Source organism: Candidatus Nanohalobium constans (assembly GCF_009617975.1).
GTDB lineage: Archaea > Nanohalarchaeota > Nanosalinia > Nanosalinales > Nanosalinaceae > Nanohalobium > Nanohalobium constans.
On record NZ_CP040089.1, the window covers coordinates 226,721 to 249,587 of the forward strand.

33 protein-coding genes are annotated in these 22,867 nt (G+C 43.6%); 8 read left to right on the forward strand and 25 right to left on the reverse strand.

Features of this window, described 5'->3' with window-relative positions; all coding sequences use genetic code 11:
* Positions 1-6: 6 nt before the first annotated feature.
* The 6 genes from LC1Nh_RS01320 (at position 7) to sufC (ending at position 5,649) form a co-directional block, all read left to right on the forward strand.
* The gene (locus LC1Nh_RS01320; RefSeq protein ID WP_153549903.1) at positions 7-1,101 is read left to right on the forward strand and encodes a SufD family Fe-S cluster assembly protein; all 1,095 of its coding nucleotides are present in this window, start codon (positions 7-9) and stop codon (positions 1,099-1,101) included.
* A gap of 85 nt (positions 1,102-1,186) precedes the next feature.
* Complete coding sequence (locus LC1Nh_RS01325; RefSeq protein ID WP_153549904.1) at positions 1,187-2,716, forward strand: MATE family efflux transporter; 1,530 nt, start codon at positions 1,187-1,189, stop codon at positions 2,714-2,716.
* Between the two features lie 54 nt (positions 2,717-2,770).
* On the forward strand, positions 2,771-3,310 hold the full coding sequence (locus LC1Nh_RS01330; RefSeq protein ID WP_153549905.1) for an NADPH-dependent FMN reductase: 540 nt from the start codon (positions 2,771-2,773) through the stop codon (positions 3,308-3,310).
* 25 nt (positions 3,311-3,335) lie between these two features.
* Complete coding sequence (locus LC1Nh_RS01335) at positions 3,336-4,517, forward strand: aminotransferase class V-fold PLP-dependent enzyme (RefSeq protein ID WP_153549906.1); 1,182 nt, start codon at positions 3,336-3,338, stop codon at positions 4,515-4,517.
* 3 nt (positions 4,518-4,520) lie between these two features.
* Positions 4,521-4,874: an iron-sulfur cluster assembly scaffold protein gene (locus tag LC1Nh_RS01340; RefSeq protein WP_153549907.1), complete on the forward strand. Its 354-nt coding sequence runs from the start codon at positions 4,521-4,523 to the stop codon at positions 4,872-4,874.
* Between the two features lie 25 nt (positions 4,875-4,899).
* A complete protein-coding gene (gene sufC / locus LC1Nh_RS01345) occupies positions 4,900-5,649 on the forward strand; it encodes a Fe-S cluster assembly ATPase SufC (RefSeq protein WP_153549908.1) in 750 nt (249 codons plus the stop codon).
* Positions 5,650-5,651: 2 nt separating this feature from the next.
* Here the strand turns inward: sufC and LC1Nh_RS01350 are convergent, their stop codons facing one another.
* The 3 genes from LC1Nh_RS01350 to LC1Nh_RS01360 form a co-directional block, all read right to left on the reverse strand.
* The gene (locus tag LC1Nh_RS01350) at positions 5,652-6,113 is read right to left on the reverse strand and encodes a HEPN domain-containing protein (RefSeq protein ID WP_153549909.1); all 462 of its coding nucleotides are present in this window, start codon (positions 6,111-6,113) and stop codon (positions 5,652-5,654) included.
* Entirely contained in the window at positions 6,110-6,796 is a 687-nt protein-coding gene (locus LC1Nh_RS01355; RefSeq protein ID WP_153549910.1) for a nucleotidyltransferase domain-containing protein, read from the reverse strand. The genes LC1Nh_RS01350 and LC1Nh_RS01355 overlap by 4 nt, the downstream gene beginning before the upstream one ends.
* A gap of 181 nt (positions 6,797-6,977) precedes the next feature.
* A complete protein-coding gene (locus tag LC1Nh_RS01360; RefSeq protein WP_153549911.1) occupies positions 6,978-8,795 on the reverse strand; it encodes an ATP-dependent DNA helicase in 1,818 nt (605 codons plus the stop codon).
* Between the two features lie 62 nt (positions 8,796-8,857).
* Here LC1Nh_RS01360 and LC1Nh_RS01365 point away from each other — a divergent pair, with 62 nt between their 5' ends.
* On the forward strand, positions 8,858-9,796 hold the full coding sequence (locus tag LC1Nh_RS01365; protein WP_153549912.1) for a DUF7544 domain-containing protein: 939 nt from the start codon (positions 8,858-8,860) through the stop codon (positions 9,794-9,796).
* Between the two features lie 3 nt (positions 9,797-9,799).
* On the opposite strand, the gene LC1Nh_RS01370 is transcribed toward LC1Nh_RS01365, so the two are convergent.
* The 15 genes from LC1Nh_RS01370 to LC1Nh_RS01440 form a co-directional block, all read right to left on the reverse strand.
* A complete protein-coding gene (locus tag LC1Nh_RS01370) occupies positions 9,800-10,978 on the reverse strand; it encodes an Nre C-terminal domain-containing protein (RefSeq protein ID WP_153549913.1) in 1,179 nt (392 codons plus the stop codon).
* Positions 10,979-11,049: 71 nt separating this feature from the next.
* Positions 11,050-12,807, reverse strand: coding sequence for a translation initiation factor IF-2 (infB, locus tag LC1Nh_RS01375; protein ID WP_153549914.1), 1,758 nt, complete (start codon positions 12,805-12,807; stop codon positions 11,050-11,052).
* A gap of 81 nt (positions 12,808-12,888) precedes the next feature.
* On the reverse strand, positions 12,889-13,041 hold the full coding sequence (locus tag LC1Nh_RS01380) for an eL24 family ribosomal protein (RefSeq protein ID WP_153549915.1): 153 nt from the start codon (positions 13,039-13,041) through the stop codon (positions 12,889-12,891).
* A gap of 7 nt (positions 13,042-13,048) precedes the next feature.
* Positions 13,049-13,225: a S1 domain-containing protein gene (locus tag LC1Nh_RS01385; RefSeq protein WP_153549916.1), complete on the reverse strand. Its 177-nt coding sequence runs from the start codon at positions 13,223-13,225 to the stop codon at positions 13,049-13,051.
* A gap of 76 nt (positions 13,226-13,301) precedes the next feature.
* Positions 13,302-13,691, reverse strand: coding sequence for a ribosomal L7Ae/L30e/S12e/Gadd45 family protein (locus LC1Nh_RS01390; protein WP_153549917.1), 390 nt, complete (start codon positions 13,689-13,691; stop codon positions 13,302-13,304).
* Positions 13,692-13,791: 100 nt separating this feature from the next.
* Positions 13,792-14,019, reverse strand: a complete 228-nt coding sequence (locus LC1Nh_RS01395; RefSeq protein WP_153549918.1) for a hypothetical protein — start codon at positions 14,017-14,019, stop codon at positions 13,792-13,794.
* A 26-nt stretch (positions 14,020-14,045) separates the two neighbouring features.
* Complete coding sequence (locus LC1Nh_RS01400; RefSeq protein ID WP_153549919.1) at positions 14,046-14,849, reverse strand: coiled-coil domain-containing protein; 804 nt, start codon at positions 14,847-14,849, stop codon at positions 14,046-14,048.
* 100 nt (positions 14,850-14,949) lie between these two features.
* The gene (locus LC1Nh_RS01405) at positions 14,950-15,564 is read right to left on the reverse strand and encodes a 30S ribosomal protein S2 (protein ID WP_153549920.1); all 615 of its coding nucleotides are present in this window, start codon (positions 15,562-15,564) and stop codon (positions 14,950-14,952) included.
* 51 nt (positions 15,565-15,615) lie between these two features.
* Positions 15,616-16,023 carry a hypothetical protein gene (locus tag LC1Nh_RS01410; protein WP_153549921.1) on the reverse strand — a complete coding sequence of 136 codons (408 nt, stop codon included), beginning with the start codon at positions 16,021-16,023 and terminating at the stop codon, positions 15,616-15,618.
* 44 nt (positions 16,024-16,067) lie between these two features.
* Entirely contained in the window at positions 16,068-16,280 is a 213-nt protein-coding gene (locus LC1Nh_RS01415; RefSeq protein WP_153549922.1) for a hypothetical protein, read from the reverse strand.
* Positions 16,281-16,286: 6 nt separating this feature from the next.
* On the reverse strand, positions 16,287-17,411 hold the full coding sequence (eno, locus tag LC1Nh_RS01420; protein ID WP_153549923.1) for a phosphopyruvate hydratase: 1,125 nt from the start codon (positions 17,409-17,411) through the stop codon (positions 16,287-16,289).
* 78 nt (positions 17,412-17,489) lie between these two features.
* A complete protein-coding gene (locus tag LC1Nh_RS01425; protein WP_153549924.1) occupies positions 17,490-17,657 on the reverse strand; it encodes a DNA-directed RNA polymerase subunit K in 168 nt (55 codons plus the stop codon).
* A 26-nt stretch (positions 17,658-17,683) separates the two neighbouring features.
* Positions 17,684-18,451, reverse strand: coding sequence for a proteasome assembly chaperone family protein (locus tag LC1Nh_RS01430; protein ID WP_153549925.1), 768 nt, complete (start codon positions 18,449-18,451; stop codon positions 17,684-17,686).
* Positions 18,452-18,462: 11 nt separating this feature from the next.
* Positions 18,463-18,609 (reverse strand): nucleolar RNA-binding Nop10p family protein, encoded by a 147-nt coding sequence (locus LC1Nh_RS06205; RefSeq protein ID WP_153549926.1) that lies wholly within the window; start codon positions 18,607-18,609, stop codon positions 18,463-18,465.
* 5 nt (positions 18,610-18,614) lie between these two features.
* On the reverse strand, positions 18,615-19,370 hold the full coding sequence (locus tag LC1Nh_RS01440) for a S1 RNA-binding domain-containing protein (protein ID WP_153549927.1): 756 nt from the start codon (positions 19,368-19,370) through the stop codon (positions 18,615-18,617).
* Positions 19,371-19,452: 82 nt separating this feature from the next.
* On the opposite strand from LC1Nh_RS01440, the gene LC1Nh_RS01445 reads away from it, so the two are divergent.
* Positions 19,453-19,881 (forward strand): NUDIX hydrolase, encoded by a 429-nt coding sequence (locus LC1Nh_RS01445; RefSeq protein ID WP_153549928.1) that lies wholly within the window; start codon positions 19,453-19,455, stop codon positions 19,879-19,881.
* A gap of 17 nt (positions 19,882-19,898) precedes the next feature.
* Here the strand turns inward: LC1Nh_RS01445 and LC1Nh_RS01450 are convergent, their stop codons facing one another.
* The 7 genes from LC1Nh_RS01450 to LC1Nh_RS01480 are packed head-to-tail and all read right to left on the reverse strand — an operon-like array spanning position 19,899 to position 22,867.
* The gene (locus LC1Nh_RS01450; RefSeq protein ID WP_153549929.1) at positions 19,899-20,072 is read right to left on the reverse strand and encodes a 30S ribosomal protein S27e; all 174 of its coding nucleotides are present in this window, start codon (positions 20,070-20,072) and stop codon (positions 19,899-19,901) included.
* 15 nt (positions 20,073-20,087) lie between these two features.
* Positions 20,088-20,390 (reverse strand): eL42 family ribosomal protein, encoded by a 303-nt coding sequence (locus tag LC1Nh_RS01455; protein ID WP_153549930.1) that lies wholly within the window; start codon positions 20,388-20,390, stop codon positions 20,088-20,090.
* A gap of 36 nt (positions 20,391-20,426) precedes the next feature.
* Positions 20,427-20,891, reverse strand: coding sequence for an NUDIX hydrolase (locus tag LC1Nh_RS01460; protein WP_153549931.1), 465 nt, complete (start codon positions 20,889-20,891; stop codon positions 20,427-20,429).
* A gap of 2 nt (positions 20,892-20,893) precedes the next feature.
* Entirely contained in the window at positions 20,894-21,310 is a 417-nt protein-coding gene (locus LC1Nh_RS01465; RefSeq protein WP_153549932.1) for a PIN domain-containing protein, read from the reverse strand.
* Positions 21,310-21,534 carry an AF_0619 family ribbon-helix-helix protein gene (locus LC1Nh_RS01470; RefSeq protein ID WP_153549933.1) on the reverse strand — a complete coding sequence of 75 codons (225 nt, stop codon included), beginning with the start codon at positions 21,532-21,534 and terminating at the stop codon, positions 21,310-21,312. Before LC1Nh_RS01470 ends, LC1Nh_RS01465 begins: the two co-directional genes overlap by 1 nt.
* Before the next feature lie 46 nt (positions 21,535-21,580).
* Positions 21,581-22,216 (reverse strand): UMP kinase, encoded by a 636-nt coding sequence (gene pyrH, locus LC1Nh_RS01475; protein ID WP_153549934.1) that lies wholly within the window; start codon positions 22,214-22,216, stop codon positions 21,581-21,583.
* A 6-nt stretch (positions 22,217-22,222) separates the two neighbouring features.
* A complete protein-coding gene (locus tag LC1Nh_RS01480; protein ID WP_153549935.1) occupies positions 22,223-22,867 on the reverse strand; it encodes a DNA replication complex subunit Gins51 in 645 nt (214 codons plus the stop codon).

Sequence of the window (22,867 nt, forward strand, 5' to 3'; positions counted from 1 at the left end):
GTCTAAGTGAAGCTAGAAAAGATAAAGAAGGATTCAGCCAAAAAAATTGACTCTCTCGAAATGCCAGAATCAATCAGAACTCCTGGACGAACATGGACACGGTATCCGGAAGAAGTAATTGATATAGAAGATATTGAACAAGTTGAGCCAGATGTAGAGGCTGAAGGAGATGTAGAATTCTTTACTGGCGAGGAAGCTTTTGAGAAAGCAGGTAAGAAGTTCTTTGACCTTATCAAGTCCGATGAAAACAAGTTAAACGCGGTCCACGCTGCCAATATCAACGCACTGATCTATGCAGAAGTTTCTGGAGAAGCAGAACTACATATTCAATACGAAAATGATGGTCCTGTGCTCAGCCATCTAATCGTAGATGCAAAGGATAACGCAGATTTAACTGTAACAGAAGAAACAGAGAGCGAAGAATTCAACTCATCTTTCACTGAGATCTACGTTGGGGAAAACGCATCAGTAGAGTATGGAGTAGTTGAAAAGCCTGGAAACTTCTCCTACAGCAGAAGAAAAGCCATAACACAGAAATACGGGAAAATCAACTGGTTGAACGGAATGTTTACAGGGGATTTGAACAGAACTAAGATTGAAACTGTCTTGAAAGGAGATAACTCGGAGACTGAGCAGACTGGTGTATGGTATCCGACAAGAGAACAGCACCACGATATTTCTCTCCATGTAAGACATATCGGCGATAACACGAAGTGTGATATGGATTCGAGAAGTGTAGTAGACCACAAAGCTAGAAGCTTGTATGAAGGTCTTCAGAAAGTTGAGGAGAAGGCTGTTGATACTTCCAGCTTCCAGGATCAGGAGACGCTGATGCTCTCCGACAAAGCAGAATCTGATGCCTCGCCGAAGCTGATGATTGAGGATCCTAATGTTGAGGCATCTCATGCAGCGGCGGCAGGAACAATTGAGAAAGCAAAGCAGCACTACCTAGAGTCTAGAGGCTTGAACAATGAGCAGGCAGAAAGACTTGTGGTCAAAGGCTTCTTTGAGCCCGTGATGCGCGAGATAGAAGTACCTAGAGTTAAGAACTCTATCAGGGAAGAAGTTGAGCGGAAGCTGGATGAGAAAAGGTCTGAATAACCGATTTTTACTTTTTTCACTGGTTTAAACCTGGTTTTCAGTGAAGTTACCTGTTTTTAATTTTTTTCTAAAAAACTTTCTTCTTATGTCTCTAGATAAAATCGAAGGAAGATTTTCCGCATCGCTTAACTGGTTCAAGAGCCAGTTCAAATCTAAGGAAGAGTTAAACTTGTTGGACGGCCCTGTGGGTAAGAACCTTTTCTATCTCTCGCTGCCGGTCATAGTAATCAATTTGCTGCAGACGATGTACAATCTGGCTGATACCTTCTGGCTTGGTCAGTACAGTAACGGAGCACTTGAAGCAATCACCTATGCTTTTCCTCTCGTCTTCTTCCTGATCTCACTTGGAATGGGATTAGCTGTGGCTGGCAGCGTGCTAGTAGCGCAAAACGAAGGCTCAGGTAACAGGAAGAAGAGAAACTATGCAGCATCCCAGACAATAATGTTCAGCGCATTAGCCTCAGTTATTATAGGTGCTGTAGGATTCCTCTTTATCGGAGACTTTGTACCGCTACTTGGAGCATCCGGACAGGTTGCAGCTGCAGCAACAAGCTATCTACAGGTAATATCACTTGGACTGTTTTCAATGTTCGGATTCCTGGTATTTCAGTCGCTTATGCGAGGTTACGGCGATACTGTTACACCCATGCTGCTGATGCTTGGAACAGTCATACTCAACATCATAATCGATCCATTGTTCATCTTCGGAGCAGGACCAATCCCAGAACTAGGGGTTACAGGCGCTGCCATCGCAACAGTATTTGCAAGATCCCTATCCCTGATTATAGGAGTGTACATACTGTTCACAGGTAGTAAAGGAATCCAGATATCTCTAAGTCAGATGAAGCCGGATCTCTCCTTCTTCAAGAAGATGATTGGAATCGGCATACCTGCCTCAGCGGAACAGACAGGAAGATCAATATCTGTCAACGCACTGGTTGCGGTTGTAGGAGTTATATTTGCGGGAACAGTTGTCGCAGGCTACGGTATTGCTGTAAGAATATTTTCCATGGTTTTCCTTCCTGCAGCAGCAGTTGGTAGAGGAGTAGAGTCCATGACAGGTCAGAACCTGGGAGCAGGAAACTATGATAGAGCTGCGGAGACAGCAAGGTTCGGAGCAAAATGGACATTCATAATACTGACAGCTCTCGGCGCAGTCACCTTCCTGTTCGCCCAACCAATATCCTCTGTCTTCACCAAAAGTACAGAAATCGCCTCTGTATCAGCAGAATTCTTAAGATATGTCTCATTCAGCTTCGGATTCATAGGAGTATTAAGAGCGTACAATGGAAGTTTCCGAGGCGCAGGTAAGACTTTGACTGCAGCAGCCATCTCTATAACGACTTTGGCAGTTATCCGTCTTCCTATCGCTTACTTCGGTGCATTAGAGATAGGGACAGAAGGTGTCTGGATTGCATTCTTCATTTCGAATGTTGGAGGCGCCTTGATAGCTTATCTCTGGTATCAGAGAGGTACATGGCGTCAGAAGCTGACAGAGAAACAAGAAGCGCAAGGTGAGACAGCGGAAGAGGCAGAAGGTTTCGGTGAAACTATTACAGAAACAGCGGTCGCAAAAATCAACAACCTTATCTCCGGATCGGCTGCTAGAGAATAACCTGGTGGTATCTGGTTTTCAACTGTGAAAAAGCTCTATGCCCGACCTAGTTATATGAACTTCTTAATTGTCGTAGGTACAGCCCGTGAAGGCAGAGCCAGTATCGGACCTGCCAAAGCAGTTATGAACGAGTTTCAAAACCAGGAACACTCAGTAGAACTCTTCGATCTAAAGAAGAGAAAAGTACCGCCTCTCGGTAACAGAACCTATGTAGAGGGCGAAGAACCTGTAGCTGAAGACATCCAAGAGTTCAGCAGACTGGTCGAAAAATCCGACGGAGTAGTACTGGCGGTCCCAGAGTACAACCATTCAATCCCGGGCATCTTGAAAACACTTTTAGACCACTTACACCCTGAATACGAAAACAAACCTTTCATGTATGTAACAGTCTCCGGAGGAAGCTTCGGAGGTGTCAGAGCCCTCAGCCACCTGCATGACATCACACTGGAACTAGGCGCATACCCTGGACCTGATATACCGATCTCCAACGCAGGAGAAGCATTCAACAGTGACGGCGAAATACTTGACGAAAACTACAAACACAGACTCAACAACTTCGTCAAAAAAACAGCACAGTTCACTGAAAACAGGTAAAAGAATCAAACACAACCTTCCATTTATGAACCCGGAAAAAATCAGAAAAGACTTTCCAATCTTCCAGCAAAGAAAAAACCTGGTCTACCTAGACAACGCCGCAACAAGCCAGAAACCCGAAAAAGTAACCCAAGCAATAACCAACTTTTACCAAGAAAACAACTCCAATGTAGGCAGAGGCCTATACGATCTAGCGAACGACGCCACAAAAGAGTACAGAGATGCCAGGAAAATTGTTTCAGACTTCATCGGAGCCTCAAGATCTGAAATAGTCTACGTCAGAAATACTACAGAGGCAGAAAACCTCCTCGCACACTCACTTGAATTTGAAGGAGATATAGTTCTCAGCGAGATGGCACACCACAGTGAACAATTACCGTGGAGAAGAAAAGCTGAGAAAGAAGGAAAGAGTGTAGAGTATCTTGAAACGGAGGAAGGAAAGATCTCTACCAGATCAATTGAAGAAAAGATTGATCAAGATACAGGCTTAGTCGCTGTATCACACATATCAAACGTCTTCGGAGCAGAAAATCATGTAGATGAAATAGTAGATGTAGCACATGAAAACGATGCGTTAGTTGTCTTGGATGCAGCTCAGAGCGCTCCGCATATGCCTCTAGATGTTGAGGAACTCGGGGTTGATTTCTTGTGTTTTTCAGGGCATAAGATGCTTGGTCCATCCAGTATAGGAGTTCTATATGGTAGGAGAGAGCTTCTTCAGGATATGGAACCTTATCAGGTCGGTGGAGGAATGATCAAATCAGTTCAGAAAAATAATGTGGCGTATGAGGATGCTCCGGAGAAGTTTGAGGCCGGTACTGAAAACGTTGCCGGTGCAGTCGTCTTAGCGGCAGCAATAGAATACTTGGAGGAAGTTGGAATGGAGGAAATCTATAGCCATGACAAAGAACTGGCCGGAATTATGATTGAAGAACTGAAACAGATCGAAGGAGTAAATGTTTTATCTCCGGACGATGCCAGCCTGGTTTCATTCACGGCTGACTGGGCGCATCCGCATGACATCGCAGAGGTTTTGAACCAGCACGGAGTTGCTGTCAGAGCAGGCAACCACTGTGCTCAACCCCAGATGGAGGAACTCGGCATAACTGGTACCACTCGGGCAAGTCCTTACCTCTACAACACAGAAGAAGATGTGGAAAAATTCCTAGAAGCGGTCAAGGATGCGAAGGAAGCATTTGAGGTGTGAATCATGTATCGTGAAGAAATCATGGATCACTACAAGAGACCAAGGAATACAGGGAAACTGGATACAGAGTACGAGGCAGAAGGAGAGAACGCTAGCTGTGGTGATAAAGTCCATGTATACGCAGAGATAGAAGGTGGTGAGGTAACTGATTTCAAGCATGAGACTGAAGGCTGTGCGATCTGTACAGCTGCAACATCAATACTGTCAGAAAAAGCTGTAGGCATGGATCTGGACGAAATTTCTGAACTGGATCGAGACTGGATAATCGACGAACTTGGTATCGATGTCTCTCCAATGCGTGTGAAGTGTGCTGTACTTGGTTTGAAGACTTTGCAGGATGCAGTCAGTCAGGATTAAGAAGATTATTCATTGTTTTCTGTATATGACATTGCAAGTAAAAGACTTGGAAGTTTCTGTACCTGAGGAAGATATTGTTCGAGGAGTTTCTCTGGAGGTTAAGCCTGGTGAAATTCATGCTATCATGGGTCCGAATGGTTCAGGAAAATCTACTTTGTGTAAATCATTGATGGGCAACCCGGAATACAATATTGACGGTGGACAGATCCTGGTTGATGGTGAAGACGTGACTGATGAGGAGACGCATGAGAGGGCTCAGGAGGGACTTTTCCTAGGTTTCCAGTACCCGGCAGAAGTTTCAGGTATCAGGGTTTCAGAGTTCTTGAAGGAAGCTGTAGATGCACAAAGAGAGGAAAGAGGAGAGGACCCAATGCCTCAGAGTGAGTTCAATGAGCTTCTCAGAGAGAAACTTGATCTACTGGATATGGAGGAAGACTATGCCCGCAGATACCTGAATGAAGGCTTTTCAGGTGGAGAAAAGAAGAGGAATGAAATCCTTCAGATGGCAGTGCTAGATCCAAAGTACGCAATTCTGGATGAGATCGACTCAGGTCTCGATATTGATGCACTACAGGTTGTAGCCAAAGGAATCAATGCTTTAGCCGACAATGACCGTGGTATCCTCATGATAACTCACTACCAGAGAATCTTGGATCATGTAGAGCCCGATCATGTCCATGTAATGGTTGATGGCAAGATAGTAGAGAGTGGTGGTCCTGAGCTGGCTCATAAGTTGGAAGATGAAGGGTATGAGTGGGCTAAGGAACTGGCTTAGTTTTACTCGGTATCTTCTATTTTGCTGTTTATTTCCTGTATTAGTGGTTTTACTCTTTCTTCTATGAATTCTTCGGCTTCTGTTTCGTCTTCTTTGAGCTGTGTTTCATAATTTATGTCTTTTCTTTTCTGGTAGGCTCTATCAAGTTGTGTGGCTAATTCCGGGCTTTCTAGTACTCTGGACAGTCCTTTGATGGTGCAGAGATGTGTGTTGACCTCGTAGTTCTTGTGGGCTAGTGCTTCCTCTACCTTGTTCTCTGCTGCAAAGTAACCCAATACTATTGCTGCTTGAGGTGTATCGGAGTCCAGAAGGTTTTCTGCTGCTTTCAGCCAGTAGCTTGAGTTCTGGCTTTTTCTTTGAATTATCCTTTCTTTTTCTCTTCTTTTCTTTAGTTTTTCTGCTCCTACTCTCCCTTCTGTACCTTCTTCCATGCATTCTTCTTTCCACTCATCTTCCTTTCTCATTTCTGTTCTCCTCCGTCTTCTATATACTGGTTTATTTCCTCTACTTCTCCGTAGAGTGTCGTAAATCCATCCTTGATTATGGAGTCTGCCAGTTTTGACACTGGTTTTGTGAAGTCTTCCTGGTACTGTTTCTCCGACTTTATCGCCAGCGAGAACTCATGATCGTAGCTTTCTGCTATCTCATGTATCTGGTCTTCCGCTTCTACCCCTGCTTCTTTACATACTATGTAGAGATCTAGGTCGCTGTCAAGTGTGTACTCGCCGTTTGCCGCTGAACCAAAGAGTATTATCTTCTCTAGGTCATCATCTATCTTTCCGATCAACTTCTTCCTGAAGTCAAATACTATGTTCAGTGGATACTTTGGAAGATTATTTAGGCCGTATTGCTTCATTTCATCGTAGAGGAGTTTATTGATGCTTGCTGAAAAGTCAACAGGAACACTCATTCCTATGACGCTGGACTCTCTCGTATCAAGTTTGTAGTACTTGGTCTTACCTTCTGTCTGTATTGTTTTCAGTATTTTTTCATCTCTGAGGTCTTCCAATGCCTTGTAGATAGATGTTATATCTTTTGTGGTTTCTCTTTCCAAATCTTCCGCTGCGTAGCTCTTATCATTGACTGCTAACGTTCTCAGTATCTGTACTTTTGTGTCGGAGTTAAGTACTGTTTCTAGTGTTGCCATGGTATCAGACCTCGTTAACTGAATTAAATTATAATTGCTCGTTGGTCTTTATAAACTATAGCTCTAATTAGAAAAATATTCTATTAAGTGGTTCGCTTTATATAAGATAAAGCCGCAATTAGAATAATGTTATAATTGGTGCTTCAATCTTGCTACGCAAGAAATCCAATTGGTACTGAAGTCAAGTGGGTTTGAAGAACTCTCCGATTTCCTGCCATGGCGCTCTAGTTTCTTCTAGTTGTGTGTCTGGAGGCATGACTTTTCTGTAGTTGCTCCAGGAGTATCTTTTGTCCATGTAGACTATTACTCCTTTATCTTCTTTTGATCTTATGCAGCGTCCGGCTGCTTGTATGGCTCGATTCATGGCGGGGTAAGAGTATCCATAATCCCAGCCCTTTCCGAATCTGTCGTCTAGGAAGTCTATGAGTGCTTTGGTTTCTAGATCTGGTGTTTGAAGTGGTAGTCCAATTACGAATGCTGCTTTTAGCATGTCTCCGGGATAGTCTATTCCTTCTCCGAAGCTGCCAGCTGCTACACCCATCAGTAATCCGTTTCCGTTGTCTGCTTCTTTCTCGAAGTCGTCAAGCAGCTCCTGTTTGCCGTTTTTGTCCATTCTCTGCTCTTCGGCAAATATTCTTCTGTCTGTCTTGTCTCTGAGTTTGTCTCTGACCTGTTTTAATAGGCTGTAGCTTGGGAAGAATGCTGCTGCGTTTCCAGGCACTTCTTCAAGTGATTTGGCGAGGTACCAGGCATATTTCTGCATCATGGAATCATCCCTCTCCTCATATTTCGTCGTTAAAGTAGGGATTACTAGTTCTCTCTTGTTTTCGGCAGGGAATGGAGATCCGAACTCTTTCGTCCTCGTCAGGTTTTCCTCCAGTCCGAGAAGATCTACATACATAGTGGGAGGGGTCAGAGTCCCTGACATCAGCAAGCTGGAGTGAGAAGCGTTTAGCGGAGTCTTGGTCGATACCTGTGGGTCAAGACAGCTGTACTGGATTTTGATATCTCCTCTGTCTCTTTTTATACACCTCACAAATCCCTGGTCTTTTCCTTTCCAGCGATCCAGTGCTTCCTCCAGTCTACGGCAGTGACTTTGCTCCTGCTCTTCCTCAGCCTCATCAGCTATCGCGTCCATGTCGATAATCATTTCCTCGAAGCTATGGAAAGAATCAACCATTCCGATCAGGTCGTCCTTGCTGATTTCTGCCTCGTAGTCCTCTTGGCTAAGTTCTTTCCTGCTCATCCGCTCGATCTCCTTCCTGAACTGCTCCAGGTTCTCCTGCTCAGGATAGAAGCCAAATCTCTCTGCCTCGGTAATACATCTATTCAGTAGAGGTGTCGATATAGTAGCCGAGAATAGGCTACGCGTCCTGGACGGCAGGTTATGTGCCTCATCTACGATTATGATTGAGTCTTCAAGCTGGGTTTCCGCCTTTTCCAATACGATATCTCTGACTCCTGGGTGGAATACGTGGAAGTAGTCTCCAATTATCAGATCTGCCTCTTTCGTCATATGGAGCAGTATCTGGTATGGACAGACTTCTCGGCATTTTCTCTTAACTTCTTCAGCCGTCAGGTTCTGATGCTTCAGTGAATTCAATTTTTGCCGTGCTTTCTGAGTCAATTGGTGGTTCTGTAGAGTCTCTGAATGTCTTGGGCAGTCAGGTCCTTGTCCAGCCCGTGTTGAAGCATCTGCTTCGCAGATATGGTCTTTTCCGATGAGATCTACTGTTATCAGGTTTTCATCGTGTCTATCATTTATTTTCTTGACTGTTTCCAGTGCAATCTGGTGTTGGCTGTTTCTTGGAGTCAGGAAGAATACTTTCTGGTCGTTGCGCAGTCTTTCCTCGAGTGCTGGTGTTATACTGCCTGCTGTCTTTCCTAGACCGGTAGGGGCGTGTGTTACGAGGTTTTCCCCATTCTCCATTACTTCTTCAGCTATTTCAACCATTTCTTCCTGTTTATCTCTTTTCTCTGGGAATGGGAACAGATCCATGGAAAACTGGTGTGCGGGAATTAATAAAAAACGGTTTAAGGCTGGGGTCTTGGATGTGTTTCATGGGTTTCCACAGTGTTGAGGCAATCGAGGATGCGGTTGAACGCACAAAGGATATAGTACTGCCTTTTGACCTTCTGACATGGACAAAGCTAGCAGTAATAATACTTTTCCTAGGAGGTGCAGGTTTCTCAACCTTCTTCTTCAACTTCCCGTTCACGACTTTTACCGGTTTTGAGGAATCAAGCACCAGCATCCAAAGTCCTACTGGTTTTGAATCAGCCTTCCAGGCGCAGACAGGTAGTCCTGAACTTGTAATGCCGGCACTGGGTATAGGAATGTTTGTGATCAGTGTCGCAGCTATAGGCTTGATAATAGCGATGTACCCCAATTCTCTGGCAGAATTCGTCATGTTTGGGAGTGTTGAATCGAGAGATGTCCAGTTAAGAGATAATATTTCGAGTTATTTCGTTGATGCTGTGAAGTATTCTCTCTTCAAGGCAGTCTACGGGTTATTGGTTGTAGGATTACTTATTGCTTGGCTTGGAAGCTTTGCAGTGCAGCCAATAATTGGTTTGCTTTTGACAGCAGTTTTCATACCTTTAATGATTCTGGTAATGGTATTTGGCGTTTTGGTCCATGATTTTGTCCTTCTTAAAATTATAAGAGGTCAGAAAGGATTTATTGAGGCTGTTCAGAGTGTTTTCAGAACTGTAAGAGTTGAATGGCGTGAGGTTGGAGTTTATATCGTCGTTAGAGTAGTTATTTCCTGGGCAGTAGGTTTGATGTCTTTAACTGTAATTGGCTCAGTTTCTCTACTCTTTATCCTGGTTTTTGGAGTGTTAATGCTTGTTTTAGGATTGTTTAGCCCTATTTTGGCGGCTGTACCGGCGTTGTTAGGTTTAATTCTGTGGGTTATAACATTGCTGTACTTGGTGGTTCCGTTCAGAACCTATATGTTTAGTTTCTTTGTAGAAGTCTATATGAGGATTTTTGAGTAGTTTTTAGAAGCTTTGGAGGCTGGTCTGCCTTCCTTCTAATATCTTTGACTTGTTCTTTATCCTGTTGTAGAGGAACTTGAACTGGTTTCCGATTCTGAACTTCACATTTTCAAAATTTTCAACTATTTCTCCATCGTTGAAGCTGTTTCTGACGGTTTCCCTTATCACCCAGACTCCGAGAGGCGCCCAGTACTCTGGTTTAACCTCTCTGATTACAAGGGCTTTTGCCTGTCTCTTTCTACTTCTTAGGTGTTCCATTATACCGAGTCTTGTTGCGTAAAAGGCGCCTGCAGTCTCTTCGGCATAATCAGTCCTTCCAGAATAGGATTCATAGTTCTGGGCTATGTATGTGTTTGCTGCGGCATTCCAGACAGAGCCTGGACGCTTCAACTCCATCAATTCGTACTCCCATCGACCGGGGATTAGGAAAATATGGAATTCGTTGCCCATGTACTCGTTGTTGTAGTATTCGATTTGTCCGAGCTCCTGGTAGTCCTTTATCGTCTTATCCCGAATATTTTTTGAAATAATGTCGTCTGTAGCAGTTATACTCCATCTAGTTGGCACTAGCTCTCTACTGCTTTCCTCTCCGAGCATTCCGGCTGTGAAGCTCTGCTGGATCTTGTAATTATCAATTCCTTTGCCGTGTAACTCTTTGACAGCGGTCTCGGCTTTTGCATCGGTGTCGTAGAACATTTTTTCAACTTTTCTCTCCACAGAAGGATTCTCACCGAGGATAAATTCTTCTACATTTCCTGATGCGGAGACAGGTTTTACTCTCCCTCCTGATATATTTGCTCCAGGCTTCTTCTCTAACTCGACTTCTACATCAACAGGTTTCCGAGCCATTGCTACTTCTTGAGTATGAGACAGGAAATTATCTTTCTCATCTACTTTAAACTTTTTCTTAGAATTTACCAGTGATGTCCTTAGAGAAGCAACTTTTTCAATACTGAAGCCTTCACTGTACCAGTTCTTAGGAGAGTCCATCATTTCTGGGTTGGCGAGATGTTGTGGGGATAGTATTCCGGTGTTGACTTTGGGGTAGTTGTGGCTTCCGACGAATATACTGGGTGTTTTGCCCTGAAAATGTTTTTTCCGGTTGCTGGACGGCATCACTCGCTCCAACTTCCTTTTTGCCTCTTTCTCGGAGACACCTTTTGCGAGTTTGCCGTATCCCATAGTCGGATAATGTTGCTCAAATCATAAGAACACAATGAAGTAAGGAGGAATCAAATTTCCCTCTAAGTCTGTTATCCTATCTTCCAGTGAGGGTTTTTCTCATCTTTAATCCCTACTATTTCTTCGAGAACTGATTTCTCTCCTTCTGATAAGAGGTCTTCTAGTTCCTGTAGTCGTTCGTAGTCTTTTTGGGTTACATCTGTGAGCATGACTTGGCTTTTTTCTAGGTCTCTGCCGATTGTTGGTCCTTGAATTGAAGCTGCGACCTGGCTTCCGCGTTCTGCTTCTTCTATCTTCTCGTTTTCTTCCTGTATGGATTTCAGGGTGCCGATTCTCTCTCCGTTTTCGTCCATAAGTGTGCAGCCTGGTGTTAGGACGCCTTCGAGTACTTTGACTCCTATTACTGCTGGATCGTTTTTTCTGAATACGTGGTCGGGCATTGCCTGGATTTTGGCTGGTCTTGTGACTGCTTTCAAAGCTTTCTGTCTTTGATCTTTTTTCAAGGCGTTTTTCCAGGTGTTGTAGTTGTCGATTATTTCGTATATTACATCGCTTTGGAATACTTCGATTCCTTTTTCTCGAGCCAATTTTTTGGCTTGTTCTGTTATGTCTGTGTTGAATCCGAATACGGCTCTGAGTTCTGGTTCTTCGTTTTCTAGTTTGACTATGTCGCTTTTGGTTATTTTTCCGACCTCTGCTTTTTGTACTAGTATTTCTGCTTCTTCTACTTCTCTCATTATTGCTTCTAGGCTTCCAAGGCTGTCTGCTTTTACTACTACTCCTTCTTTGTGTGTCTGGAAGCTGGTTGTTTCTAGTTCTTCTTCTACTTCTTTCTTGGCGTCTTCTAGTTCTTCTTCACTGGCTATTCTGATTGGTGATCCTGAGATTACGCCTTCTAGGTCCTGTCCTGATATTTTTACTCCTGCTGCAGGCGTTACTTCATCTACTTCCTCGTACTGTTTGTCGAGGCGGATCTCTTTGAGTGGGCGTGGTTCGAGAAGTGCTTTGATGTCTGTTGTTTTGACTCCTTCGCTTGTGCCGTATACAAGCTTGTTTTCTTTTCGCGCGATCCCGTCGTAGATTATTACATCGATTGTGGTGCCGAGTCCTTTCTGTTCTGTTACTTCTAGGACTGTGCCTTTACCCATTCCTTCTTTGATTTCGAGTTGGTCGGCTAGGTAGTTCTGGCTTAGTCCTGAGAGAACCATTAGGAGTTCGGGTATTCCTTCACCTGTCTCTGCGCTGGTTGGTACCATCGCTACTTTTTCCTGGAAGTTGTCCACTCTGTCGAACCGATCTGCTACTATGTCGTATTCGTTGAGTTCGCCCATCATCTCGTATATTTTTTCGTCTAGTTTTTGCTGTAGCTTGTCGCTTTGGTTGTTGATGTTTCGTGTGAAGTATTCGTCTTCGCTTTGCCAGCCATGCAGCTTGTCGACCTTGTTCAGTGCAACTACAAATGGTGTATGGCTTTCCTGAAGTATCTTAATAGCCTCTTCTGTCTGTGGCTGCACTCCGTTTTCGATATCAATTACCAGTACTGCGATGTCAGATATACTGCCTCCACGCTTCCTCAAGCTTGAGAATGCTGCGTGACCTGGAGTATCAATGAACAGTAGGCCAGGTATCGTGAGGTCGGTGTCTAAGCTGTTTAGTAGTTCTCCACAGACTTCTTCAACTGTTTGGAGTGGTACCTCGGTTGCTCCGATCATCTGTGTGATGCCGCCAGCCTCACCTTCTACAATCCGTGATTCTCTGATCTGGTCCAGAAGTGTAGTCTTTCCTGAGTCGACATGTCCGAGGACTGATAGAATTGGTTGACGCGGCATACTGGATTCACCTAAACAAGAAAAATTGTTTGAAAAGTTAAATACTTCGTTAAATTAGAAAGTGGAAAGAAGAAGAGTTAGTTACTCTTCTTTCTGGTATTCGTGGCTTCTGTCTTTTTCGTGGTTCTTTTCGCACTTTGAAGAGCAGAAGTAGAGTTTTTCTCCGGAATTTAAGACCAGCATTTTTCCGTCGGTCTTGCTTAGTTGGTCTCCGCAGTAGTCACATTCTACCATTTAGAGATCACCCTTCCATCTCCGTTTCTTTGATGTGGACTATGTCGTCTTCACGGATTGGTCCTCGAGAGTTTCTGACTAGAATCTTTCCTTCTTCGTTGCCTTCTATTACTCGGCATCGGACCTTACGGACTGTTCGGTGTCCTGTGTCGTCCATGACTTCTATTACTTTTGCTGCTACCATTACTGGAACTCACCTTTGAGTTCCTGGTGATCCAGAAAATCTTTGATTTTTGTCATTTTTTAGCACCTAGAGTTTTTTACTCCTCTTCTTCTTCGTCTTCTTCTGAGTCGAGGAGTTCTCTTGCTTTGCTTGCTACATCTTCGACTTCGTCTTCTGCGTTTCCTGTCTGTGTAATTGCGATTGCCGCGCTTTGGACGTTGATTCCTGCTGCAAGCCCTAGTTCTTCTTTGTCGGGTACGAATGTGTAGTCTGCGTCTCTCTCACTGGCTAGTGCAGGGATGTGCATTACAATTTCCTGTGGGGATACATTTCCTGCGATGACAACCAGTTCGGCGTTGTTTCTTTCGATTGCCTTGGTTACTTCGTTTGTTCCGACTACAACTTTGCCTGTGTCGGCGGCTGTTTCAACTGTATTATAGGTTTTTTCTGCTAGTGACTCGTTTGGTTCGAATTCTTGAAAGCTCATTGTTAATTTAACACCTTTCACAAAAACCTTGGATCATCAAGGGATATAATCAACTAAATGGAAAGAACTTTTTTATACCACATTAAGGAAATGTGTTATTCTATTGTTGTTCGGGGTCGTATTCTGCTAGTTTTTCGTTTTCGATCCAGTCGAGTTCTTCTTCTATTTCTCGGATGATTAGGTTGAGTTCGTGTCTTTGGCTGTCGGTGTCTGCGTTTTTGGTTTCTAGATGTGTTATTAGTTCGTCTTTGAGTAGTTGGAGTAGTTTTTGCTCTGAGTTTGCGTCGGCGTATTCTTCTAGAACTTCTTTTACTTCAGCCTGTTTCATATGGAAGAATTGGGGTTGACAGTTTTTTAGTTGTTTCTAAGTGTCTGTTGTATTCTGTCTCTGCGTGCTTGGAACTCGTCTACGATTTGCTCTGCTTCTGTCATGGTTTCTTGGTCGTCTTTTATCCCTGATTCGAGGTGTTGCATTACGTCGTCCATTTCGGTGGTTAGGTAGTGCATTTCTTCGATCATTTTCTTGATGTCTTCAAATTTTTCTACTTCGAGGAATAATGGTTCTTCTCCTGATTTTTCAGGGTTGTCGTTTGTTTGTTTGTCCTGAGTCATGTCTAGTTCGGTTATATTGTTTTCTGTGGCTGTTTCATCTGTTTCAGGTTCTTCTCCTGTGTTGTCTGTTGTTGTTTTTGAGGAGGGCTGTGTCTGTGTGTTTTGTGTCTGGTCGTGTTTTCTCTGTGAGTCGTGCTGTGTCTGGGATTTCTCTAGGGAGTTTATCTCTTGTTCGATTTCGCTCTGCATTTCCTCAAACTTTCTGTCTAGATTGTTTCGTTCCTGCTGTTGCGGCGGGTTTGTTTCCGAGTTATCTGAGTTTTCCTGCATTTCCTGCAGCTCGTTTTGCGGGTTCATCTGCAGTCCTTCTTCTACCTGTGAAATATCTTCGGACTCATTTTGTTCTGTTAAACTGTCTTGTCCTGTATCTAGTTCTTCGGATTCTCTGTTCTGATCTGGTTCTTTTCCGCCTGTGACTTGCTGGCTTATCTCTTCAAGCTCGTTTTCCTGGCTTTCTTCCTGGTTTTGACCTTCGTTCACCAGTTGCTTGATCTCTTCCATATTCTCCTCAAGTTTCTCTTTATCGCCGTTACCCAAGTCAAACATGTATACCAAATATGAATCGACCGTGTATAAAGCTAACCGGTTGACAGTTCTCAGAAATCAGATAGAAATCAAAAGTAGAAAAATTAAATGCTGGAAGAAATTATTCTTCCTCGTCTTCTTCCCGCTCAATCTCTGGAGTGAACAAGTCTTTGTCCTTCTTCAGCTCCATGCCTTTTGCCTCAAGCATTTCACGAGCCAGCAAGTAGTAAACCATTCCGATAGATTTCTCAGACTTGTTGTTAGCTGGGATAGCAAGATCAATATCGTCCAACTTGTTCTCTGAGTCTGCGATTGAGATAACTTCTTTGTTAGTCTGAGCAGCTTCTCTGATAGCCTGAGCATCAGTCTCAGGATCAGTTACGACAATTATTTCTGGTTCTGTAAAGTTTTCGGACTCTGGGTTGGTGAAACTACCAGGCATAAATCTTCCAATAACAGTTTTAACGCCTGTAGCCTTTGAGAACTCGTCAATAGCATTCTTTGCTTCATCCTTTCTTCCGATTACAAGGATGTCTTCTGGTTCGTATTCTGCCAGTTTTTCAGCAGCTTTTCTAATCTGTACATCTGTGTCTTCTAGGTTAATTACTGCTAACTGGTTCTTTTTCACGTGGAAAATATAGTCTTCCATGTCGTTGTGCTGGGCTTTTGTCCCTATGTGAACACCGTGTGCTAAGTAATCATCACGGTCGATCAGGAGTTCTTCATCTTCGCTCATACACAACTCATTCCAAGACAAAAGTTAAATACCGCCCGCCGCTTTCCGTTCTTAGCTACTGGGTACGCCAGAATAAGTTTCTGATTCCAAGTAATTGCCAACTATCTCGGCAACCTCTTCTCTATATTCGCGACTGACTCTTGAATCAAAATATAATTCAACCGTAAGCTCTCCATTGTCATCTTCGAATTTAACGGATGCTTCAGGGTCTCTGTTCAGAAAATCAAATATTGTGTCAAAACCGGAGGGTCTCTCAGAAAATACAGCCTCTTTCGGCATCATCCCATCATATTCTGCACTGCTTTCCGAAAACCAAGGATTTCTAAGCTCTCTTATATCTGAGTGAATCTTTCTAGCTGTCTCCGCTACCGCTTCACTGTCTCCGTACTCGCCTATAAATCTGCCGTCAGGAATAGCTTCTGAGCTCGTATCGCGGGAACCTCTAATACTTCCTCCCATAAAAACCCGATTATCATTGAAACTTATAATGTAGCTGTATGCCTCTATTCTAGCTTTTCTTCCAATTTATTCAATTCTCTGAAATAAATCCTGCCTCCAAGAACAACTCCAACAACTAACGGCACAGAAAAACGGATAATCCTGCCTGTTTGTGTGTCAGAAGTCAGATAAAACACTGTTACTGCTGAAGCCATCACTGCTAAAATGCTTAAGACTGCTTCCTTCAGTATTTTACGGTGCTCCTCATTTAACTCCACTTTACTTCACCTCTGATTTATCTCAGGTTTCTCAGCTTTATCCCACAACCGGACCAGCTTGTTTAACTTGGCTATTCTTATGTCGGCGATTCCTGCCTTGATGACAGGACATTCCCACTCTAGAGCCAGGTCTGAAATCGTTGAGTCGCATGTCTCGCCAGAACGATGGGAAATCACAGGTGTGTAGTCTTCTTCATGGGCTAGTTCTACTGTGTCTTTGGCATCGGTTACTGTTCCGATCTGGTTAGGCTTTACAATTAATGAGTTGCATGCGCCGTTCGTGATGCCTTCTTCAAGCCGGTCTTTGTTGGTTGTGAAGAGGTCGTCGCCGCAGATCATTACATCGGGGTTTTTAGCGGTTAAGAGGGCGTGGTGTCGGAAGTCTTCCTCATCGAACGGGTCTTCTACATATACGAGATCAAACTCGTCTATTAATTCTTGTACAAAGTCTAGGTGTTGTTCTGGGCTGTTGACTCTGTTCATTGAGTCGATTCTGTATTTGCCGTTCTTATAGAATTCTGAGGCGGCGATGTCTAGACCTATCCTTGCGTCGTGTTTGTCGGCTACTTTTTTCAGCTTTCTCAGTGTTTCTTTGTCGTCCATTGAGGTTATTAGGGCGCCTTCATCGTTTATTCCTTTTATTTTCTGACTGTATTTTTCTTTGAGTTCTTGGTAGATCTCTGTATTTGTTTTGAGTGCTTCCGGGAATGTTTTGGCGTTGACTGGCAGTACGAGGAATTCTTGGATGCTTGTGTTGCCACCGTGTTCTCCTCCGCCTATTACATTGCTGAGTGGTAGTGGGAAGTTTTCTGTGTGTTGGAATCCGGCTGCGTTTTTGAATGCGAAGCTGGCTGCGATACTTACTGCGCCGAGCCTGGAGAAATCATCTGTGCCGTCTATTTCCTTTAGTTCCTGGTCGAATTCTTTCTGTGTGAGGTCTCTTCCTTCCAGTTTCTTTTTCATGAGTTTTTCTAGGTCGTCTAGGTGTTCTGGTACATGGCACTTGGCTTCGTGTTTGCCGGTTGAGGCTCCGGAAGGTGCTTTTCCGTATGAGTTGTTTATTTCGGCTTCTACTGTGGGTTGGGTTCGTGAGTCGATTATTTCCCTGAGCTGGATTGAATCAATTCTCATGTAGAAGAACTATCGGTACTGGGTTAAAGAACTTAGTGGAAACAGAAAGGTAGAAAGTAAAAGTTGGATATGTAAGATCTATTTTTTGACTGTGAGCGGGAGTTTTCCAGCTTCCATTTCTCTTTCTGCGATTTTCTTGGGTTCTTCGTTGCTTTCTGCGTCTACGAATGCTGGTGCACCCATTGATAGTTGTAGGCTTCTTGCTCCTAGGATTCGTGCCCTTTCGTATCTTGTGTATTCTGTCATATTTTTTGTCACCTCGCTGAAGTTTTTTATCCGATGTAGCCAAGGTCTCCTCCCTGGCTTTGGTCTTCTTCCGGATTCTGTTTCTTCTTCAGGTTTTGAAGTTTTTTAAGCACTTCCTGGCTTTCCTCAACCTTATCATCTAAATCGCTGTAATCTAGGTCAAGTTCCAAGATCTCTTCCATGGTTTCAAGTACTTTCTCAGTGCTTTTAGGGTCGCTTAGCAGGAATCCTGGCGTTTCTCCGAGTAGACAGATTCCGTTGATCCCTCTCTCCTGTGCGTTCCCAATCAGGAGTCCTGAGATGCCGACGATCTGTCCTACATCGTGCTCGAACTCTATTCCGTGGTCTGAGTATTTTTCTTTGACTTCTTCAGTAGTGACGGCGCCGAATACTTCCGGTTTTTCAACTACTTCGCCTGTTCCGTAGCCTCCAATAGTAAGAATTTCATTTGAACCTACATCCTCAGCTAGCTCAGTAACTTTCCCTGCGACCTCGTGATGACCTTCAGGTGTTGATGCCTGTGCATTTCCTTCTAAAAGGATTAGATCTCGTGCGTCGTCTCTCTGAAGCTGGTAGAGTTTGTTCTTGATTACCTCGACTGTTGCGTCGTCGTTTATTACTGTGTGCGGCGGGAAGTGATGGCTTTTGATCTCTCCGATCTGTTCTGCTTCTGTCTGGTCGGCGATATATGATACGGTGTTTCTTCCTATGTGGCCTATTCCTGCCAGTCCTTCTACGAATACCGGGTTTTCTACTTCTGGTTCTTTCTCTAGGTTGATTGTTGTCTTATCCATAAAATCACCTTTTAATTTTCTCCTTTTTTGGCTTTTCGCCGATACTCTCCGTACTTGTCAGGGAAAGAAAACTTCGGGGGTCTCGCCTTCTCAGTTTTACTGCTGCAGTGTTCTTCTTTCAAGGTATAACTGCTGCAGCTACCACATTTTCTGATCATAAATTTTAAGCCCGTGAGAACTCGAATCTGCCGTCTAATTCATCGGCTTTACTTCGGATCTTTTCTACGGCTTCATCCATACGCTTTTTCGCTAGTTCCTGAGTTCTGCCCCAGGAAGTAATCGAGTAATCTGGTGCGGAAACATACTTTACCTCGACACCTTCGCCGAGGTCTTCCAGAGAGTCTTTAATCTTCTGGATGCCGTTCTCAGAGGTAAACTCAAGTTCGATCTCGCCTTCAAACTTCTCCTGCTTCAAATCAATGTTTTTCTTCGCGACTTCCTGGACAGCCTCAACTACATCCTCGTCGAGGAACTCTTTCAGCCTATCTTCCTCAGCTGTGGAAATCTCGAATCCGTGGAATGCAGAACCGACTTCTCTCTGCATAGGGAAGACAACTTCCTCAAAGATCTCATCCTTGTCCATGTCTAATTCTTCATGCAGGTCTTCGACAAATTTCTCCGCCTTCTGCTCCTTGTTCCAGCGGCTCATCGCCTCTCTCTTATTATTATCATTTACACGCTTCAAGGAAAGTGTGATAGTATCGTCATCAACATCAATTACCTGGGCAACAGTCTTCTCGCCCTCATCAATCTCTCTTGTTAAGTCTTCGACCCAGCTACGAGAAGCCTCACTGATGTGAATTAATCCTGAAACATCTTCGTATTCATCTAAGTCAGCGTAAGCTGAGTTCTTATCAACATCCGAAATTGTGACAACAATCAAGTCGCCCTCATCCGGCCTATCCTTATACCAACGCATAGAAACTAAAAGAGAAGTGATTCTTAAAAAGTCGGTTTATTAGTTAGATAGAGTTAAATCTCTAATCAGTAACTAATCGAATATGAGTCATGGAAGGTTTCGTGTGGTTGTCAAAGCTCTGATAACTCGGAGTGGTGAAGTTCTAATAGGCAGGAAAGAAGAGGAGGAAGGACATCCAATCAGCGGTCAGTGGCACCTGCTTGGTGGCCACTTAGAACATGGTGAATCTCTTCATGAATCTGTTAAAAGGGAGGTAAAGGAGGAGACAGCTTTGGATGTAGATGTATCTTCTTTAGTTGAGTCTACTACTTTCGCATGGGGAGAAGACCAGGAAACAAATAGTATCCAGTATCTTTTCCATTGTGAGGTCTCACAAGGCGAGGCACAACCCAAAGATGATTTAGCTGATGTCAAATGGGTTAAACCATCAAATCTTGTTGAAGAACTTGGCGAAGAGGAAGCTGAAAGAGTAAAGGAAAGCGAGAAACAGAAAAATTTGTCAGAAAATTAGAGTAGAAGATAGAAAATTTATTCTACTTCTAGTGTCTCGATGATGTCTGCGTTGAGTTCTGCTTTGCCGCCTGTTGGCTTTGCGATTGCTGTGCTGCAGATCATGCAGTCGACTTCTGTTGCGGTTCTTGAGAATACTGTCTGCTCGTTGCCGCATTCGCCGCATGAGACTCTGTAAAAATTTCGTGCCATAATAATTTTTCACCTCTATCTTTCTATTTCGAATTTTGCTGCTCTTGGCTGGTTTCTAGGCTTCCAACTCTTTCCACACTCCTTACAGCTGAATTGTAGGTCGTGCTTGCTGGATGTTGGATTACTTTTTCCTCTGGCGAGGTGTGATGGGTCTTCGAACGGGAAGCTTCCGTATCCGTTGTCAATTTTTCTCTGACGCTTCCTGTGCTTCTTACTCCAAGGTGAAGCACTTTGATTCGTCGCCTCTTTTACAGTTTGGTCCGTGTGCTCATCGCAGGTCGGGCAATACCTTCGCTGCTCTTTCGGAATCTTTACCATATCAAACAACTCCTCGGTTAAACTTTAAAAGCCCTCTCAACTTGGAGTCTGGTTGTGTTGTTTTATTGCTTCAAGCGCGGCTTTTCTCAGGTTTTCGGGTATATTATCTAACTGCTTTAATTCTTCCTTAGAGAACCACTTTTGTCCGTCGTGTTCGTGGCTGTGGGTTGCTTCCTTCTTCTCTTTGGGCTTCGTGAGGTAGAGGAATGAGCAGTGCATATGATCTTCTGAGATATTATGTAAGTTCACATTGAATGGTTTAGGCAGGTTTTCTGAGTCAGGAGCTTCAAAATCAGGTTTTTCTAGGAATTCTACCTTTACTCCTGTCTCTTCCAGTGTTTCTCTCCTAGCGGTTTCATCTGGAGTCTCATCTTCTTCCACATGACCTCCCGGCTGAAGCCATTTACCTAGTTTCGAATGATTCATCAGGAGTATCTCTCCATCTTCCACTACGAGACAACCAGCTGTAAAATCCATGTCAGCGTCGTCGGGGACTCTCATGGTTAACTTTCTCCATGTAGTTCTATTATTTCTTCCGTGTTTTTGACTTCCACTTTTTCTTGTTGCTGCAGATCTTTGTCATCACTCCAGATCTTGCATTCTTTGTGGAGGGCTACTGCTAGGAAAGGCACATCCTTGATATCTTCCTCACCAATCAAATTTTCGGCTTTCTCTAGTTTATGTTCATAGCTTTCTATTGGTAGAACTTCTACTTCACCGAGAACTAGGTTTAGCAAAGTTTCAACTTCGCTTTCCTTCAAACCGGATTTCTCTGTTATTAGTTCTTCGTATTTTTCTACTTCTGTTCTCAGAAACTCTGGTGCGTAGAATCTGTGATTAGAGTCGAGAATTATTTTCCTTGTTAAACTGTCTCTGATCAGGGCAGAGATGACTATGTTACTGTCAATTACAAGCTCCATTAGTTCAAACCGTGTTTTTCAGCGATTCCCTGCTTAACCTTTTCTCCAATCTCCTGAACATCGTCTTCCGTCAATTCACTTCCCGAGGCTATAGAATCAGCTAGCTCAAGCTTCTTAATTTCCTCTCTGAAAGCCTCTCTAGCTATCTCACTCCAGTTAATCTGTCTATGCTCTTCCATCGACTTCTTCAAATCGTCCGGCACTCTGACTGAAACCTTCGACATAGTATATACATGTATGGACAGAAATTTAAATCTTGGCAAAATACGCTTAGCAAGTAATTGCCGTACCTTCAGCGTCTTCAGGGTTTTCCAGGTTGTCAATCGTCCCTTCTATTACTTTTGTTGAGATACCAGATCTCTCTATAATGTTCAGAGCAGTCTTGTCAATTAGTTCGTAGCTGCCGGCGTCGCTGCTGTTTCCGCTGACAATTTCTCTCAGCTCTGAAATCGAAACTTCATCTAGCTTTTCCGCATCTTCCTTTTTCGGATCTTCTGTGTAGACTCCATCGATGTCTGTTACAATATACAGTTCTGCACTCAGAAGTTCTGCTGTAATCGCTGCTACCGCATCTGTAGAGAAACCAGGATTCAGACCGCCCATAACTAGGTCCTCGCCTGTTTTAGCTACTTCCTTGACTTCTTCTGCTGTTTCTGGGATTTTTGGGTGTGCTTGCATCTGTGTTCCAAGAGTCTTTGCGTTTAATCTAGTGGCCTGTATTCCTATCAGGTCTTTGTCGCCTTCTGATGCCTCGACGGCGTTAATATTTTCTTTGAGTTTGCCCGCACCGACTACCACTGATACAGGAGAGTGTTTTTGTAGTGCTTCGGCTATTTCAGGTGTTTTTTCCAGTTTGGAGGTGTAGATTGATCCTCCTACTGCGAAAACTTTATCGTAGTTGTTCATGTGTTTTCAGCTTAGTTGTTCTGCGTTTCCTCGGTTTACGAGGATTTCTGCGTTGTCTTCAGGTATCTCTGCCTGTTCTCCTTCCTCGAAAGGTCCGTATGCCTCTAGGTCTGTACCCATGAATTCTGGTACTTCGGAGGTGATCTCTACTATTTCGTAGCCTTCCTCCGGGTCTAAACCGTCTTCTTTCTGTTCTTCTGTTTTCTCTGTTTCAGTTACTTCTTCCATCTGGCTAGGTTCTTCGGTTGTTTCCTCTATCTCTGGTTCTTCTATTTCTTCTGTAGTATTGCTTCCTCTGTGTTCGTCTGTTACTTCTTGGACTTCGTCTCTGTGCTTGTTGAATTCTTGTTTCATTCTTCTGAAGAGTTCCTGTTCTCTTGGAAGCATGTTTAATTCAGAGGCTTGTATGTTGGATTTCAGTGATAGGCGTGCGTTTTTGACTATTTTGTCTTCTCTGAGGCTTAGTATTTTGCGGAATACTCTTTTTGCGTTTTTGTATTCTCTGTTGTCTTCTGAGGCGTCTTTTTTTCGGTCTAGGTAGTCTCCGACTTTGATGAAGAAGTTGTCGTCGAGTTCTTTGAGTTCTTCGGATCTGCGTTCTTCTTTCTGTATTTTTCTTAGTTCGCTGAAGGTTATCGCGTTTTCACTCAT

Excerpts from the sequence above, each read along its gene's own strand:
- LC1Nh_RS01400 (WP_153549919.1), bottom strand. The coding sequence starts at position 14,849 with ATGTTTGACTTGGGTAACGGCGATAAAGAGAAACTTGAGGAGAATATG.
- LC1Nh_RS01340 (WP_153549907.1), top strand. The coding sequence starts at position 4,521 with ATGTATCGTGAAGAAATCATGGATCACTACAAGAGACCAAGGAATACA.
- LC1Nh_RS01390 (WP_153549917.1), bottom strand. The coding sequence starts at position 13,691 with ATGAGCTTTCAAGAATTCGAACCAAACGAGTCACTAGCAGAAAAAACC.
- LC1Nh_RS01445 (WP_153549928.1), top strand. The coding sequence starts at position 19,453 with ATGAGTCATGGAAGGTTTCGTGTGGTTGTCAAAGCTCTGATAACTCGG.
- LC1Nh_RS01470 (WP_153549933.1), bottom strand. The coding sequence starts at position 21,534 with ATGTCGAAGGTTTCAGTCAGAGTGCCGGACGATTTGAAGAAGTCGATG.
- infB (WP_153549914.1), bottom strand. The coding sequence starts at position 12,807 with ATGCCGCGTCAACCAATTCTATCAGTCCTCGGACATGTCGACTCAGGA.
- LC1Nh_RS01350 (WP_153549909.1), bottom strand. The coding sequence starts at position 6,113 with ATGAGAAAGGAAGATGAGTGGAAAGAAGAATGCATGGAAGAAGGTACA.
- LC1Nh_RS01440 (WP_153549927.1), bottom strand. The coding sequence starts at position 19,370 with ATGCGTTGGTATAAGGATAGGCCGGATGAGGGCGACTTGATTGTTGTC.
- LC1Nh_RS01370 (WP_153549913.1), bottom strand. The coding sequence starts at position 10,978 with ATGGGATACGGCAAACTCGCAAAAGGTGTCTCCGAGAAAGAGGCAAAA.
- pyrH (WP_153549934.1), bottom strand. The coding sequence starts at position 22,216 with ATGAACAACTACGATAAAGTTTTCGCAGTAGGAGGATCAATCTACACC.
- LC1Nh_RS01360 (WP_153549911.1), bottom strand. The coding sequence starts at position 8,795 with ATGGATCTGTTCCCATTCCCAGAGAAAAGAGATAAACAGGAAGAAATG.
- LC1Nh_RS01450 (WP_153549929.1), bottom strand. The coding sequence starts at position 20,072 with ATGGCACGAAATTTTTACAGAGTCTCATGCGGCGAATGCGGCAACGAG.
- eno (WP_153549923.1), bottom strand. The coding sequence starts at position 17,411 with ATGAGAATTGATTCAATCCAGCTCAGGGAAATAATCGACTCACGAACC.
- LC1Nh_RS01405 (WP_153549920.1), bottom strand. The coding sequence starts at position 15,564 with ATGAGCGAAGATGAAGAACTCCTGATCGACCGTGATGATTACTTAGCA.
- LC1Nh_RS01330 (WP_153549905.1), top strand. The coding sequence starts at position 2,771 with ATGAACTTCTTAATTGTCGTAGGTACAGCCCGTGAAGGCAGAGCCAGT.
- LC1Nh_RS01460 (WP_153549931.1), bottom strand. The coding sequence starts at position 20,891 with ATGAGAGTCCCCGACGACGCTGACATGGATTTTACAGCTGGTTGTCTC.
- LC1Nh_RS01385 (WP_153549916.1), bottom strand. The coding sequence starts at position 13,225 with ATGGTAGCAGCAAAAGTAATAGAAGTCATGGACGACACAGGACACCGA.
- LC1Nh_RS01410 (WP_153549921.1), bottom strand. The coding sequence starts at position 16,023 with ATGGGAGGAAGTATTAGAGGTTCCCGCGATACGAGCTCAGAAGCTATT.
- LC1Nh_RS01395 (WP_153549918.1), bottom strand. The coding sequence starts at position 14,019 with ATGAAACAGGCTGAAGTAAAAGAAGTTCTAGAAGAATACGCCGACGCA.
- LC1Nh_RS01355 (WP_153549910.1), bottom strand. The coding sequence starts at position 6,796 with ATGGCAACACTAGAAACAGTACTTAACTCCGACACAAAAGTACAGATA.
- LC1Nh_RS01465 (WP_153549932.1), bottom strand. The coding sequence starts at position 21,310 with ATGGAGCTTGTAATTGACAGTAACATAGTCATCTCTGCCCTGATCAGA.
- LC1Nh_RS01480 (WP_153549935.1), bottom strand. The coding sequence starts at position 22,867 with ATGAGTGAAAACGCGATAACCTTCAGCGAACTAAGAAAAATACAGAAA.
- LC1Nh_RS01325 (WP_153549904.1), top strand. The coding sequence starts at position 1,187 with ATGTCTCTAGATAAAATCGAAGGAAGATTTTCCGCATCGCTTAACTGG.
- LC1Nh_RS06205 (WP_153549926.1), bottom strand. The coding sequence starts at position 18,609 with ATGATCAGAAAATGTGGTAGCTGCAGCAGTTATACCTTGAAAGAAGAA.
- LC1Nh_RS01380 (WP_153549915.1), bottom strand. The coding sequence starts at position 13,041 with ATGGTAGAATGTGACTACTGCGGAGACCAACTAAGCAAGACCGACGGA.
- LC1Nh_RS01425 (WP_153549924.1), bottom strand. The coding sequence starts at position 17,657 with ATGACAGAATACACAAGATACGAAAGGGCACGAATCCTAGGAGCAAGA.
- LC1Nh_RS01335 (WP_153549906.1), top strand. The coding sequence starts at position 3,336 with ATGAACCCGGAAAAAATCAGAAAAGACTTTCCAATCTTCCAGCAAAGA.
- LC1Nh_RS01365 (WP_153549912.1), top strand. The coding sequence starts at position 8,858 with ATGGGTTTCCACAGTGTTGAGGCAATCGAGGATGCGGTTGAACGCACA.
- LC1Nh_RS01430 (WP_153549925.1), bottom strand. The coding sequence starts at position 18,451 with ATGGATAAGACAACAATCAACCTAGAGAAAGAACCAGAAGTAGAAAAC.
- LC1Nh_RS01455 (WP_153549930.1), bottom strand. The coding sequence starts at position 20,390 with ATGGTAAAGATTCCGAAAGAGCAGCGAAGGTATTGCCCGACCTGCGAT.
- sufC (WP_153549908.1), top strand. The coding sequence starts at position 4,900 with ATGACATTGCAAGTAAAAGACTTGGAAGTTTCTGTACCTGAGGAAGAT.